Source organism: Luteimonas terricola (assembly GCF_004352845.1).
GTDB lineage: Bacteria > Pseudomonadota > Gammaproteobacteria > Xanthomonadales > Xanthomonadaceae > Luteimonas > Luteimonas terricola.
On sequence record NZ_SJRX01000001.1, the window covers coordinates 100,810 to 114,149 of the forward strand.

Below are 13,340 nucleotides of genomic sequence, written 5' to 3' on the forward strand. Positions count from 1 at the left end.
CGCAGGATGAGCCCCGGGCCTGATGGCCCGGGACGTGAGCTGCCGGATCAGGGCCTCGGGGGGAGCAGCGGCTTGGATCCGTTCCGCACCGAAGGGGCATCGGCCTGGATCTGCTTCCAATGGCGCATCAGCTCTCGCAGCGCCTGCGGCTGGTTGGTCGGCGTCGGTTCGCCGGCCTGATTGCGGGTATTTTCGCCGTGGCAACCGGCACAGGTCCGGATCTCGCCGGGCTGCAGGGTGAGCCACACGCGCTCGCGCACGACCGGCTCGCCGCCGGGATCGACCGTCTGCCAGCTCAGTGCACGCCTTGCGGGCACGAAGGCGGCCGTGGAGCCATCGGCGGCGATCCTGACGCTGCCGGCCGGGCCTGCGGGGTTCGTGGGGTTGCTGGGTACTGCCATCGGCTGTGCGACCGGACGTCGACCGTCGATGCCGCTGCCGTACGCGCGCACCAGGTTTGCCTGCACGATCTGGTAGTGCGCGATGTCGTAGATCTGGCCACTGCCGCGGGTCGTGCGCTCGCCGCCGGGGACCTGCAGGTTGTACGGCTGCTGGGTGTCGCCGCGGTCGCGGCTGGTCTGGTTGCGGGTCACGATCAGGGCCAGGTCGTTGCTCCGCAGCCAGTCGCGCAGCACGCCTTCGTCGATGCCCTCGGCGGTGAGGACCGCGCGCTCGGCCGCCGGAACCTCCGGATGCCCGGTTGCAGGAGGAGTTGTCCGCACCACCACCTCGACGGCCTCGATCTCCCAGAGCTCACCGCTGTACTGATGCGGCGACGCGCTGTCCGTCCACCACGAAACCGTCTTGTTGATGCCGGGCGTCAGCGCCGCGCCGGCGACGAACATGTTGGAGCCATTCACGTCGAGCTGCCGCAACCGCAGGGACGATGATCCGCCGAAGGTGGCGTCCGGCGTGTAGCTGGCCACCATGCCGCCCGACATCAGCGGCAAGGGATTGCGGAAGCGTCCGCCAGGCAGACCGCCGCCGCCGGCCGCGGGGCTGGCGTCGCTGATCACCATCTGCTCGGCGTTGAGCGTCGGTGCGCCGTTGAAGCGCACGATCTGGTTGGTGGTGCCTTCCCCGAACTCGCGGGCGTAGATGCCGTAATAGACGCCCGGCGACACCGGGTTCTCGCGGATGTGGAAGATGCCACCGTCCATGCGGATGTGCTTGCGGTTGGCGAAGTTCGACAGGTTGACGTTGTCCGACAGCGCATTGTCGTCCATGAACGCGCGCGGCAGGTAGCTGTATGAGCCGACCATCTCATGGCGACCGATGTGGTTGAGCGTCAGCTCTTCGGTGCCGTCCTGGCGCATCTGCCAAGGCGCGAACAGGTTGTAGGTGTGTGCCTTGACCCGTCCGTAGGGCGTATTGGTCTGTGCTCTGCGCTCGGGGAAGGTGTCGCGGAACCGTCCCACCCGGGTCGCGTTCGACGCTTCGCTCGAATAATTGAACGGGTCGTAGGTGTAGCCGAGGTCGATCGAGCCGTCCTGCTGCTGGTCGTGCTGCAGGTGGTCCCAGCGGGTGAAGATGATCCGGCCATAACTGTCGATGGTCGGACTGTACGCACCGCTGGGGGCGTGATTGAGGATCGTCAGGTCGCCGCTGGACGGATCGAGCCGGTAGATGCCGGTGATGGTCGGCGTGCTTTCGTACTCGTCCAGGTTTGGATACAGATGGGCTTCACCGAGGCGTGGGCGGTCCGAAGTGAACAGGATATCGCCGTCGCTGGTGTAGAGAGGGGAGACGTTGTTGTAGTCCACGGGCTGTCTGGCGACCTTGGTGATGGTCGCCGCCTGGTTCCGCCCGAGCCCGGTGATCTCGTAGAGCTGCCACTTCCCGTTGGTCGAGCCGTAGCGCTGCAGGGGGGCGCCGATCACCATGCTGAAGATGGCCCGGGTGCCGCTCCAGTGCACGGTCGGTTCGCGTACCGCGATGGCCTGCGCGCCCTGCAGGCCGTCCATGCCGTGGCCGGCCTCCCGGGTCAGGTTGCGCAGCGCGCCGTCGGCGTAGCGGATCATCAGGTCGCCGCCACGCAGCGTCGAAGTCATGCTCGCGCGATGGTTGGCGAACGTCGACAGGCGGCTGGCGAAGGGGTCACCGCCCTGCGTGGGGACCTGGGTGACGAACAGGATGGCGTTCGAGGGGGCGTTGGCGATGCTTGGGGCCTGCGCGGTTGGAGGCGCGGCTTGGGTCGAAATTGCGACGCCCGTCAGATTGTTGCGTGAGGTCTTGCCAATGGCCGCGGCGCCCGGCAGTTCGGCCGAACAGGCGGCGATGGATAAGAGGAAGCCGGCGAGCGCCGGGAGGGATAACGCGCGGAAAAGAGGTGTCATGGGAATTCCTGCCGGAACGGATATGGCCGCGTGCGCGGAGCGTCTGTCGGCGGCGTCCCTGTCCAGCCGAACTGGGAGCATCCGGCCAGGGCCGCGGTCGCGGCCAGAGCCAAAGCCCTCAAGTTGGCTGTCTTTCCCCTGAGAAGACGGCGTGGATCATAGGTGAACGGTCGGTCGCCAAGTCAACTACACGCTGAACGCGCAAGGGGGTCAAGCATCGCCGGCGGTCCCGCCCGACCCGGTGCGTTGCAGCCTGGATGACCGCGGCCACCGAGCGCTCCTCAGCGGTTGCGATAGGTCACGCTCAGGTACCAGATGTTCTGGCGGCTGTCGCCGAACGGTCCATTTGCCTCGCGCCGGTAGTGGGCGTAGTCCAGGGCACTGCTCCAGTGGCGCGACCACGTCTTGTGCAGGCCGAATCCAAAGCGCGTGTCTTCCGTGCGCAGGTCGAGGTCGCGGAAGTCCGAGCGCGCGACGTCGGCGTAGGTGCGCAGGTCCCAGGTCGGTGCCAGCCGGTAGGACAACTGCATCAGCACGCCGCGCCGGGTCTCGTCGAAGGCGGTGGCATCGAGGAAGTCGATGCGCTCGTAGTAGGGTCCGAACGTGAACCCAAGACGGTCGTGGAGGTAGGTCCAGTTGAGCTCGATCCGGTCTTCCTCGTAGATCGACGAGTTGAGGGAGACGGACGCCGTGGACAGCCTGTCCGGCACGCTGGTGGCAGCAGTGATGCCTGCGATCGCCGAATCCGAGGAGTCCGTCAGCTGGTGTGCAACGCCGAGCGAGAGGGAGTTGCGCGCGCTGACGGCCCATTCGGCCCGCGCGCGGATCAGCGGGTGGGATATGGAGCTGCCATCGGCATAGTCCGCCCATGTGTAACCGGCGACAAGCCCGAAGCCGAGACGGGCGAGCTGCCTGTCGTAACTCAGGTAACCGTCGTAGCGGCGATGGTCTCGGGCGGTGAGATCGTGCTTGTAGTCGACATCCTGGCCGCGCAGGCTCAGCGACAGGCTGCTCGTCGAATCGAGGATCCGGATGGCGTGCAGTGCAGCGCTGAGCCGTTGCGATTCGAGGTCGTCAGCTTCCTCGGCCCGGCTGTCGATCCAGCGGAGCTCGAATCGACCGTCGACCGACCGGCTCCAGTTGAACTGGACGTTCGGCCCCAGCGCCAGCACGTTCACCCGCTGGCGGTTGTCGACCGTGTCGGGTGCAAACCGGTCGATCGGCCGCATCTCCAGGCTGTCCTCGATCGTGAAACTGAGCTTCTCCGGGATGAAGAACCAGTTCAATCGGCCGGCCAGACTGGTATCGAAGGCGTTGGACTGGGGGCCATCCACGTAGTTCCAGTATTCGAAGCGGCCGCCGAAATTGGCCTGGACCGTCGAGGTCTCCTCCGACACCACGAATCCGAACCCGGCCCGCAGCGCGTTCGAGTCGGCGGGATCGATCGCCGACATCAGCACGTTGTCGTCGTGCTCGATGCCAAGGTCGACCACATAGTCGATGCGGAACGCATCCGCGTGGAAGGGCGCTGCGGCAAGCAACGCCGCGCAGAGGGCGGAAGGGTGGATCCCTCGGGTTCTCATGGTGGCATCCCGTCCTGCGTGGCCGGTCAGTAGATGTTGTTGAACACGATGCCGGCGAGCTTGTCGGGATCGAAGTTCGAGGCGGCATCGTTGATGCTGTCGACCGTGACCTGCCCGTAGCCTGCGACCACGACGATCAGGTCGGCCAGGTCGGACAGGATCCTCGCGTCGGGTGAGTCGAGCGTCGGCGGGCCGTCCAGGATCAGATGGCGGTTGGACTGCGTCCCGCGTAATGAATCGATCATCATGCGCATGCGGCTGGAGCTGAAGTATTCCCCGGCGGTCTCGCGTGGCGTGCCGCTTGGAACCAGGTGCAGCCGCGGCAGTCCGGTCTGGTACTGGATGGCGGCCAGGTCGGTGATGCTGCCATCGAGGTAGTCCATCATTCCGCCGCTGGCGACATCAACGCCGAGGGCCTTGTGCTGTGTCGGATGCAATGCATCGCAGTCGACCAGCAGAGCGGTCCTGCTGTTGTCGAATGCAAACGCGGCCGCCAGGTTGCGGGCAACGAAGCTGCCGCCGCAGCCCGCCTGCACCGGGGCGACCAGGGTGATGAAATCCCTGTCCCGACCCAGCGCCAGCAGCTTGGTGCGCAGCCCACGGAACGCATCCGCCTGGCTGCGCACGGAGTCATTGCGATGGATCAGCTTGCGCTCCTCGAGCGCACGCGGCGACAGTGGCTGCAGGCCCGGGTCGGTGCGGGTAATGGAACGGGAGCCGGCTTCACCCCCGGCCTGGGGGGTCAGCGTATTACGGCGTGCATTCACGATCTGCTCCATGGCAATGGTCTGGTGGCTCCGGTGTCGGCTCAGCCTTGGGACATCTTGTGGATGTAGGTCAGCAGGTACAGCAGCAGCACACCCGTCACCAGCACGGAGCCGATGCCGATGTCGAAGTACTGCCTGCGGCGCTCTCGCGGCGACGGGTAGGCGGGGATCGTCGCCAGCAGCGGGTAGCGGCTCTTCGATTCGATCAACTGCGGGCTGCGCACCCGCGGATCGAAGCGCACCAGCAGCCACAGCAGGCCGAGTGGCATTGCGACTGCGAGCAGCATGCCTGCGGCTGCGATATGCATGAAGCGCAGGCCAGTGGGGCGCAGCGGTATCGTCGGCGGATCCTGCACGCGCAGGGTCAGGCCGCGGTTCTCCTGGTCGAGTCCCATCGAGACGCGGGCGTTTTCGCGGCGGCGCAGCATGTCCTGGTAGATCTCCTGGTTGACGTCGTATTCCCGGTTCAACCCCGCGAGTGCGCCTTCCTGGGCGGCGATGCGGCGGCTGCGGGCCAGTTCGTCGCTGAGCAGGCTCTCGGCGGCGACCATCCGCGAGCGCGTGGCCGCGACATCGCGCTGTGCCTGTGAGAGCTGGCTGCGCAACTCCTGGTACAGCGGATTGAGTTGTGAGTCATCGCTGCGGGTGGACGACGAGCGGGACGCAACGCGACTCTGTTCCTGGTCCAACTGTCGCTGGGCGTCCTCCATCTGGTGCCGGGTGCGCACGACGTCCGGGTGGCGGTCGGTGAAGGTCAGCAGCAGCCGGTCGAGTTCGGCCTGCAGCTCGATCAGACGGGTCCGGTGCAGCATTTCCCGCGTCTGCACCGTGGTGACTGCGGATTCCCCGGAGAGCTGCGCGGTGATCGAGGCTTCGCGTGACTCCTGTTCGAGAACGGCCATACGGGTCTGTTCCACCTGCGTGCGCAGGGCCGAGATCCGCGAGTTGGCGTCAACTGCGCTGCCCGGCTGCGCGTCCTCGTTGCGGACGCGGTACTCATGCAGGTTGTTCTCGGCCTCGACGAGCTTGCGCTGGTACATCTGCACCTGCGCGTCGATGAACTCATACGCCTGGCGGCTCTCGCGCTCCTTGGTGGCGAGCGTTTCCTCGATGAACAGCGAACCCATGGCATCGGTCACTTCATAGGCGCGTTGAGGATCGGTGTCGCGATAGCTGATCTGGACGATGTCGGGGCGCGGACTGGCGACGAGGGTGCGGCCCTGGATCTCCTCCATCAGGCGGTCCTCCTGCAGCGGGCTGAGGTTGCCGCCGCCGTCCCAGCCACCGACGCCGATGATCTCCGACAGGACCTTGCGGCTATACACGATCTGGCGGGCCATGCCGGCGCGATCGGTCACGCCGGTGGGGACGGCGCGGCCCTCGAGCAGCGGCGTGATGATGTCGCTGTCCTGCGCGAGGATCGTTACTGAAACCTCGTAGCTCCTGGCGACCACGAATACACCCGTCAAGAACGTCAACGCGGCGATCGCGGTGAAGATGAGCGACAGCATCACGATGCGGCGGCGACCCTCCTTGAAAAGGAGCCTGGCATACTCGATAGGAAGGATCTGCGTGGTCGCGGGCCCAAGACTGGTGGGCCGCTGGGGAACGGGCAGGGTGCTCGGCTGCATCAGAACGCGCGCTCCGGCACGGTGATGATGTCGCCCGGCGCGACCGTGAAGTTGGTCGACAGGTCACCGCGGTTGATGATCTTGTCCAGGCGGATGGCGTAGCTGGTGGTTCCGCTGCCACTCTTGCGGTACAGGCTGGAGCGGTCCGGTGCCGCGAACTCGTTGACGCCGCCCGCGGCCAATACCGCGTCGAGCACGGTCATGCCCTGGCGATGCGGGATTGAAACGGGAGAGCGCACGGCGCCGGTCACCCGGACCCGCGAGAGGTATTCGTGGCTGCGCAGGTCGGTGAGAATGACCGCGACCTGCGGATCGCGGACGTAGGCGCCCAGCTTCTCCTGGATGTCGGCCGCGACCTGCGCCGGGGTGAGTCCGGCGGCCATCACGTCGCCGATCAGCGGCACGGAGATCCTGCCGTCCGGCCGCACCGGCACGGTGATCCCGAGCTCGGGGTTACGCCAAACGGTGACCTGCACGATGTCGTCGATGCCGATGGCGTAGTCCTCGACCGGGGCCCGCTGCTGCTCCGGCGGCGCCTCGACGAGCCCGCCCCCGGTGCTGCAGGCGGCCAGCGCGACCAACAGCAACATGACGATTACTTGCCTGAACATGCGCATCTGGGGATCCCGTTCTTCGACTGGCGATGCATTGGACAACGTGGATCGGCCGTCGCACCGGTCACCGTGGCCGGCGGTGACCGCCCGGTCGTGGATAATGGAACCCTCCTCCGGAAACGGGCACGGCATGCGCATCCTGGTCTACGGCGGCACCGGCTACATCGGCAGCCATACCTGCGTGGTGCTGGCCGGCCGGGGGCACCAGCTGGTGATCGCTGACAACTTCAGCAACAGTTCGCCGAGCGTGATCGGGCGGCTGCAGCAGATCACCGGTGCGCCGGTGGCGTTCCATCAGGTCGACCTGCGCGACCGCGAAGGCGTCCACGGCCTGCTGGCCCAGGGCCGCTTCGATGCAGTGGTCCACTTCGCCGCGCTGAAGGCCGTCGGCGAATCCTGCGAGCGGCCGCTGGACTACTTCGACAACAACATCGGCGGCACCATCCACCTGCTGCAGGCGATGCACGCGCACGGCGTCCGCCGGCTGGTGTTCAGTTCTTCGGCCACCGTCTACGGTGACCCGGACTCGGTCCCGGTGCGCGAGGACGCCCCGCTGCGGACCACCAATCCCTACGGCCGCACCAAGCTGGTGATGGAGCAGCTGATCGGCGACCTGTGCGCCAGCGATCCGGGCTTTCACGCCGTCAACCTGCGCTACTTCAATCCGGTGGGTGCGCACCCTTCGGGGCTGATCGGCGAAGCGCCGGGCGGGGTGCCGAACAACCTGATGCCCTACATCTGCCAGGTCGCGATGGGGCAGCGCGAGCGGCTCGCGGTCTTCGGCGGCGACTGGCCGACGGTGGACGGCACCGGCGTGCGCGACTACATCCACGTCGTGGACCTGGCGCGTGCGCATGCGGACGCGCTCGATGTCCTCGTCCGCGAAGGCCGGAGCGCCAATATCAACCTGGGCACGGGGCGCGGCACCAGCGTGCTGGAGCTGGTGCGGGCGTTCGAGCGCGCTTCGGGCCGCGAGGTGCCGTACGACATCGTCGCGCGTCGCCCGGGCGACGTCGCCGAGGTCTATGCCGACCCTTCGCTCGCACAGGTGCTGCTGGGATGGCGCGCGGAGTACGGTATCGACGCGATGTGCCGCGACGCCTGGCTCTGGCAGTCGCGGAATCCGCGTGGCTACGAGGATGCCGGTGGGGATGGCGACGGTGCGGACGGGGTGGACGTCAGCGGCTGAACCAGTCCGCGACCGCCTCCGGCGACTTCATCCACTGGAAATGGTCTGCCGGAGCGCCAAGCGTCCCGGCGTCCAGGGTCGTGACCTCCGCCCGTGCCTTCGGCAGCTTCGACAGCAGGTAACGCAGCGAGGACGCCGGTGCCAGCCAGTCGCGCTCGAGAAGCACGGCGCGCACCTGCACCGGGGCAGCGGCCATGGCCGCTTCCAGGTCGCCAAGACCCACTGCGGCGTAGCGACCGCTGGTGGCGGTGCCGGCCCAGTCGCGCATCACGCCGCGGGCCTCGTTGCCGCCGAAGCCCAGGCGCCGGCCGGGGAGGCTGCCGGCGCGGTCGGCCAGCCACGGCAGGGCGCGGTAGGCCAGCGGCAACCAGAGCCTCTGGCGCCGCGGGAAGGCTCGCCAGTACGGCGCGCCGCAACCTGCGAGCCACAGCGTGTCGAAGGCATCGGGATCCAGGCCCAGGCGACAGCACGCGAGCTGCCCGCCCAGGCTGTGGCCGCCGGCGACGCGTGGCAGTCCAGGCGCCGCCGCGGCGACCGCGGCCTCGCTGGCGGGGACGTCGCGCGTGAGCAGTTCGCGATAGCCCCAGTCGCAGTGGCGGCCGGCGCGCAGGCTGCTGCTGCCGTGGCCGCGCCATTCGTGCAGGAAGACGGCGACGCCGCGCTGCGCCAGGGCCTGCGCGAAGGGCAGGTAGTGGCGCGCGGCGACGCCCAGCGCGGGCAGCCAGAGCAGGCTGCGCTGCGGGGCGTCGGGAATGCAGGCCAGCAGCTCGAAGCGGTGGCCGTCCGTGGTTTCCAGCGCGATCGTGGTCCCGAGCGGATCGACCGCGTCCCCGGCGCGTGCCGGGCCTTGGGCCGTCATGCCGGCCGGCGCGCGGCGAAGTGCCCGAGCACGAGCACGTCGCTGCGCCCAGGACGCAGGCCTTCGCGCAGCGCGTCGCGGATGTACTCCACCCCTTGGCCGCAGGCATCGCGCATGCCGCGGCCGCGACAGAGGTTGGCGGCGATCGCCGAGGCCAGGGTGCAGCCGGTGCCGTGGCCGTCCACCTGCATGCGCGGGCCCCGGAAGGCGGTGCGCGCCGTGGCATCGGCATAGCGATCGACGACCTCGTCGCCCTCGTCAAGGTGGCCGCCCTTGAGCAGCACTGCGCGGGCGCCGAGCGCGAGCAGCGCGTCCAGCGCCGCATCCGCGTCGGCGGCGTCGGTGATGCGCGTGCCGAGCAGCAGTTCGGCCTCGGGAATATTGGGAGTGAGGATGCCCGCCATCGGCAGCAGGCGCGTGCGCAGCGCCTCGAGCGCGTCTTCTTCGAGGAGGCGCGCGCCGGAGGTCGCCACCATCACCGGGTCGACCACCAGCTGTGCGGGCCGGTGTGCCTCGAGCGCGTCGGCAACGGCGTGGATCACCTCCGCCGAGGCCAGCATGCCGAGCTTGACCGCCCCGATGTCGAAGTCGTCGAAGCAGGCGTCGATCTGCGCGCGCAGGAACGCCACCGGTGGCACGTGGACGGCGATCACGCCGCGCGTGTGCTGGGCGGTGAGCGCAGTGATCGCCGACAGGCCGTGCACGCCGTGGGCGGCAAAGGTCTTGAGGTCGGCCTGGATGCCGGCGCCTCCGCCGGAGTCGGAACCGGCGATGGTCAGTGCGGAAATGGGCGGGGTCATGTTGGTGGTGAGAGCGGTGTCCCGGAACGTTGTGCACAAGGATACGGGGGCGCACGCGGCGGCGGGACAGAGGCCAGGGCCAAGCGCGGCCAGTCGCAGTACAATCCGTCTCAACTGATGCTCTAGACATCTATAAGCATGTTCAGCACTGGAGTCTGTCAATGATCAGCTCAGCCCAGATGCGGGCCGCGCGGGCCCTGCTCGGCATCGACCAGCGCACGCTGGCCGGTCTGGCCGGCGTGTCGGTGCCCACGATCCAGCGCATGGAGGCCAGCAGCGGCGACGTGCGCGGCGTCATCGGCTCGCTGACCAAAGTGGTGGGGGCGCTGGAGGCTGCCGGCGTCGAGCTGATCGGTGACAACAGCCCGAGCCCCACGGGTGGGCGCGGGGTGCGCCTGAAAGCGGAGCGCGACGTGTTCAGGGGTGAGATATTCAGAGGGGAGCGGTGGGATAAGTGAGTCCGGAAGAGCCCGGACTTGACCGGAAGTCTACGGTCTAATGCAACGCCATTGCATTGGGTGCAACCGCTGAAGAACCCTCGATTGCGAGCGCAAGCCACATCCCGTAGGGCTGGCCAACGTACTGGCGCTCCAGGTTCTGGACAAGCTCGAAGGCAGCCCGGTAGGCGTCACGGGCGGCTTCTACGTTGATCACGAGCAGGGAGAGGATCGGCTGGTCAGCGTCGGCGGCCTGCCACGGATGGGAGTCCACCAGGGGCACCACCGTCAAGGCGCCGATCACGCGCGACTCGCCCCAGGAGGCCATCAGCGACCGCTCCCGATGGCGAAGAGCTGTGCCTGCCGCAGGTCCGGATCGCGCAGCTCGGCGCGGCGCAGGAGCCTGCGGACGCCGCGGTCCGACATGCCGTATTCCTTGGCCAACTTTGCGAAGGACGCCCCATTCCGGTGTGCCAGCAGGATCTGGCGATCGCGCTGGGCGAGCTGGTAGGCGTGGTCCTTGGGGATGCTCAGGACCTGGCCGCCCCAGTCCTCGGCGACCATGTCAGCGATGGCGGCGCCGATCTGTTCGGCCTGGTCGGCGGGCATGCCGAACTCCCGCGCACGGTCGGCCGCTGCCGCGGCGACGTCGGTCAGGAATTCAGCGCGACGCTCGACCATCGAGTTCATTCGCCGGCGGCCCTCCGCGCGCGACGCTTGGCGTCGTATTCCAGGGCGGCGATTAGCTTCTGCAGCTCGAACCTGTTGCACCACTCGATGCGGTTGACCTTGCAGATGCGCTTCGCCAGGGCGTGGCCGTAGGCCCACTCCCGGCCCGCGTCAGCGAGCAGGGCCTCGATCTTGGCCACCTGCGGCGACAGGTCGCCTTTCGGCTTGGCGGCCCACACGCGGGCAGCCACGGCCTGCTCGGCAGGCTTGCCCTGCAGCTTCTGGAACTCGCGCAGGATCGCAGCCAGCTGGGCCGGGTCACAGTCGCCGGCGCTACGCCAGCCGTCGAACCCGGCACCGCGCGTGACGCGCTGCACGAGGTCGCGATAGACGTCGTCGTCCAGGCCCATCTGGCGGCGGATCGCGTGCACCGCCTTGAGGCGGCGCAGGCGGGTTGCAGCTGGGTCCTTGGCGGCCCGGCGCTTCATCAATTCAGCCCTCCACCCGAGAGAGTTTCAGCGCCGGTTCGAGGATCTCGAACAGCCTGCGCACTTCGGCCGACATCAGCGCGAAGCGAGCGTCGAGCTCGGCGTGCATGTCGTCGCGTTCGATGCCTTCCAGCTGGTCCACCGCGCCGTCGAGGAACTTCAGCTTGCGCACCACCAGATCCTCGCCGAGCACGAATGAGACGTGGTCGTCGAGCACCAGGGCCAGACGCGTGACCTGACGGCCGGCTTCGAGGTGCTCGGCGATCTCGTCGCCTCGCATCTCCACGCCGCGGCAACGCACGACGGCGCCACCATCGGCGGCGTCCTTGAGCTCGCACTCCTCGCCCAGCGACAGGCCCTCGGGCAGCGGTTCGCCCGCGATCCAGCCGGTCAGCACGCTGCGCGGCGCGACTTCGGCGTTCAGCGGCAGCGCCGGGAAGCTGCCGAGCGCGTGACGCAGATCCGAGACCACCGCCTCGGCGCTCTTGCGCGAGGAGGTGTCGACGATGCACAGGCCGTGCTTGAGGTCGAGCATGGCAGCGGTGCGCGAGGGTCGGACGAAGGCGCGCGGCAGCAGGTCGTGCAGCACATCTTCCTTCAGGCGCTTCCTGGCGCGGCCGCCCGGTTTCCGGCCTTCTTCCCACTCGATCGCGGCGATCTTCTGGGTCAGCTGAGCGTTCACTACCGAGGCGGGCAGGATCTTGTCATCGACGCCCACCGCCACCAGGGCGGCGTCGCCGATGCGGTGTGCGAAGGCCGCGTAGTCTCGCCCCAGCGCCGGCACGAAGCCGCGCGAGGACAGCTCCAGCGGGCCGACGGGCTTGAGCGGGTGGGTGACGAGGGCGTCCTCGAGGCCTTCGAGATCGAGCGAGGTCGGGAAACGGAACAGGGTCAGGTTGCGGAAGAACATGGGCTACTCCTGGTTTGAGGACAGCCGCCGCTGGCTGTCGCCTGCGATGCCGTCATGCAGCTGTGCATTGGCTCCAGCGGCATAGCCGAGCCAGCGGTCGTCAGGGTTCGAGCGGCCGGCCTTTCCGATCTCCCGGCCGGTGGTCTTCTCGGTCTCGCCTACGCGCAGGCGGATGGCGCGTTCTATCGCCGAGTTACGCTCCGCGGATAGCTCATCTTTGGGGAACAGCTTCGCCACAGCGCTGGTCCAGCCCAGGGCGAACTCTTCGCCGCGCCGCGCCTTGTTCGCGCGCTTGCGAATGCGCTTGGTATGCGCGGTCTTGCTGCTCTGCAACTGCCGGTTGAGCACCGTGAATGCGTAGGTGGCCACCTCCGCATCGGCGTTGGCGCCGAAGAAGGAAATCGTCGTCCGACCGCTCATTCGGCCAGCCTCGAAGTCGTAGTGCCGCTTGCACGAGATCACTGGCTTGCAGCGATAGCCGTCGGCGACCAGGTTGGCCAGCGCCAGCACTGACTGGGGCACCATCGCGCCGCGGCTTCGGGTGGTCACCTCGGCGTCACGGATCTCGGCTGCCACGGCGTCATCTTCCGAGAGGCCGAACTTCGCCATCAGCGCCTTGGCTTGGCGCAGTCCGGCCGCCGCTTCGTTCGGGTTCGACGACCGCGACAGGCGCAGGCACGCCAACACCTTGCGGAGGGCTTGTTCACGGGTCATGACTGCACCTTCTTCGCCGCGCAGGCCGCGTCCCCGGCGCGGGTGTAGCCGCCGCTGGGGTAGCCGCCGCTGGAGTAGCCCGTGCCGTCGGCCACGTAGGCCGCGCCCACGTTGCCGGTGATGTAGAGCCCGATCACCCAGGTGTTGAAGCTGGACCATGTGTTCTGGTCGATCAGGCCGGCGATCAACAGGCCCAGGGCGGCCAGCAGGACGAACGCGGCAAGGATGAACTTGCGGCTGGCGAACTTGGATTCCATCTGGGGCACTTTCATTCCTCCTCGCGGCGCAGCGGTGGCTGGCCTTCCGTTACGACGCATCTGCGGGCCGGCACGCGCGGTTCGGC

General features: G+C 68.1%; 15 protein-coding genes. 2 read left to right on the top strand and 13 right to left on the bottom strand.

Annotated features, from left to right (window positions below; translation table 11 throughout):
- Positions 1 to 47 precede the first annotated feature (47 nt).
- The 5 genes from E2169_RS00460 to E2169_RS00480 form a co-directional block, all read right to left on the bottom strand.
- Positions 48 to 2,336 carry an HzsA-related protein gene (locus tag E2169_RS00460; RefSeq protein WP_132984661.1) on the bottom strand — a complete coding sequence of 763 codons (2,289 nt, stop codon included), beginning with the start codon at positions 2,334 to 2,336 and terminating at the stop codon, positions 48 to 50.
- 281 nt (positions 2,337 to 2,617) lie between these two features.
- A complete protein-coding gene (locus tag E2169_RS00465) occupies positions 2,618 to 3,919 on the bottom strand; it encodes a porin family protein (protein ID WP_132984662.1) in 1,302 nt (433 codons plus the stop codon).
- 26 nt (positions 3,920 to 3,945) lie between these two features.
- Positions 3,946 to 4,686 (bottom strand): P-loop NTPase family protein, encoded by a 741-nt coding sequence (locus E2169_RS00470; protein ID WP_132984663.1) that lies wholly within the window; start codon positions 4,684 to 4,686, stop codon positions 3,946 to 3,948.
- A 41-nt stretch (positions 4,687 to 4,727) separates the two neighbouring features.
- Entirely contained in the window at positions 4,728 to 6,317 is a 1,590-nt protein-coding gene (locus E2169_RS00475) for an XrtA system polysaccharide chain length determinant (RefSeq protein ID WP_132984664.1), read from the bottom strand.
- Positions 6,317 to 6,928: an XrtA/PEP-CTERM system exopolysaccharide export protein gene (locus E2169_RS00480; protein ID WP_132984665.1), complete on the bottom strand. Its 612-nt coding sequence runs from the start codon at positions 6,926 to 6,928 to the stop codon at positions 6,317 to 6,319. The genes E2169_RS00475 and E2169_RS00480 overlap by 1 nt, the downstream gene beginning before the upstream one ends.
- Positions 6,929 to 7,061: 133 nt before the next feature.
- Between E2169_RS00480 and galE the strand changes: the two genes are divergently transcribed.
- On the top strand, positions 7,062 to 8,120 hold the full coding sequence (gene galE / locus E2169_RS00485; protein ID WP_132984666.1) for a UDP-glucose 4-epimerase GalE: 1,059 nt from the start codon (positions 7,062 to 7,064) through the stop codon (positions 8,118 to 8,120).
- Here the strand turns inward: galE and E2169_RS00490 are convergent.
- Complete coding sequence (locus E2169_RS00490) at positions 8,110 to 8,979, bottom strand: alpha/beta hydrolase family protein (protein ID WP_132984667.1); 870 nt, start codon at positions 8,977 to 8,979, stop codon at positions 8,110 to 8,112. The genes galE and E2169_RS00490 overlap by 11 nt on opposite strands.
- Positions 8,976 to 9,779, bottom strand: a complete 804-nt coding sequence (thiD, locus tag E2169_RS00495; protein ID WP_132984668.1) for a bifunctional hydroxymethylpyrimidine kinase/phosphomethylpyrimidine kinase — start codon at positions 9,777 to 9,779, stop codon at positions 8,976 to 8,978. Before thiD ends, E2169_RS00490 begins: the two co-directional genes overlap by 4 nt.
- A 161-nt stretch (positions 9,780 to 9,940) precedes the next feature.
- On the opposite strand from thiD, the gene E2169_RS00500 reads away from it, so the two are divergent.
- Complete coding sequence (locus tag E2169_RS00500; protein WP_132984669.1) at positions 9,941 to 10,237, top strand: helix-turn-helix domain-containing protein; 297 nt, start codon at positions 9,941 to 9,943, stop codon at positions 10,235 to 10,237.
- 37 nt (positions 10,238 to 10,274) lie between these two features.
- On the opposite strand, the gene E2169_RS00505 is transcribed toward E2169_RS00500, so the two are convergent.
- Genes E2169_RS00505 through E2169_RS14150 form a run of 6 tightly spaced genes read right to left on the bottom strand, consistent with a single transcriptional unit; the run spans position 10,275 to position 13,269 of the window.
- Complete coding sequence (locus tag E2169_RS00505) at positions 10,275 to 10,544, bottom strand: hypothetical protein (protein WP_132984670.1); 270 nt, start codon at positions 10,542 to 10,544, stop codon at positions 10,275 to 10,277.
- Positions 10,544 to 10,897 (bottom strand): Mor transcription activator family protein, encoded by a 354-nt coding sequence (locus tag E2169_RS00510; protein ID WP_165942280.1) that lies wholly within the window; start codon positions 10,895 to 10,897, stop codon positions 10,544 to 10,546. Before E2169_RS00510 ends, E2169_RS00505 begins: the two co-directional genes overlap by 1 nt.
- Before the next feature lie 5 nt (positions 10,898 to 10,902).
- A complete protein-coding gene (locus tag E2169_RS00515; protein WP_132984672.1) occupies positions 10,903 to 11,373 on the bottom strand; it encodes a regulatory protein GemA in 471 nt (156 codons plus the stop codon).
- A 4-nt stretch (positions 11,374 to 11,377) separates the two neighbouring features.
- A complete protein-coding gene (locus tag E2169_RS00520; RefSeq protein WP_132984673.1) occupies positions 11,378 to 12,283 on the bottom strand; it encodes a recombination-associated protein RdgC in 906 nt (301 codons plus the stop codon).
- 3 nt (positions 12,284 to 12,286) lie between these two features.
- A complete protein-coding gene (locus E2169_RS00525; protein WP_165942281.1) occupies positions 12,287 to 12,997 on the bottom strand; it encodes a DUF2786 domain-containing protein in 711 nt (236 codons plus the stop codon).
- Positions 12,994 to 13,269: a hypothetical protein gene (locus E2169_RS14150; protein ID WP_165942282.1), complete on the bottom strand. Its 276-nt coding sequence runs from the start codon at positions 13,267 to 13,269 to the stop codon at positions 12,994 to 12,996. The genes E2169_RS00525 and E2169_RS14150 overlap by 4 nt, the downstream gene beginning before the upstream one ends.
- Positions 13,270 to 13,340 lie beyond the last annotated feature (71 nt).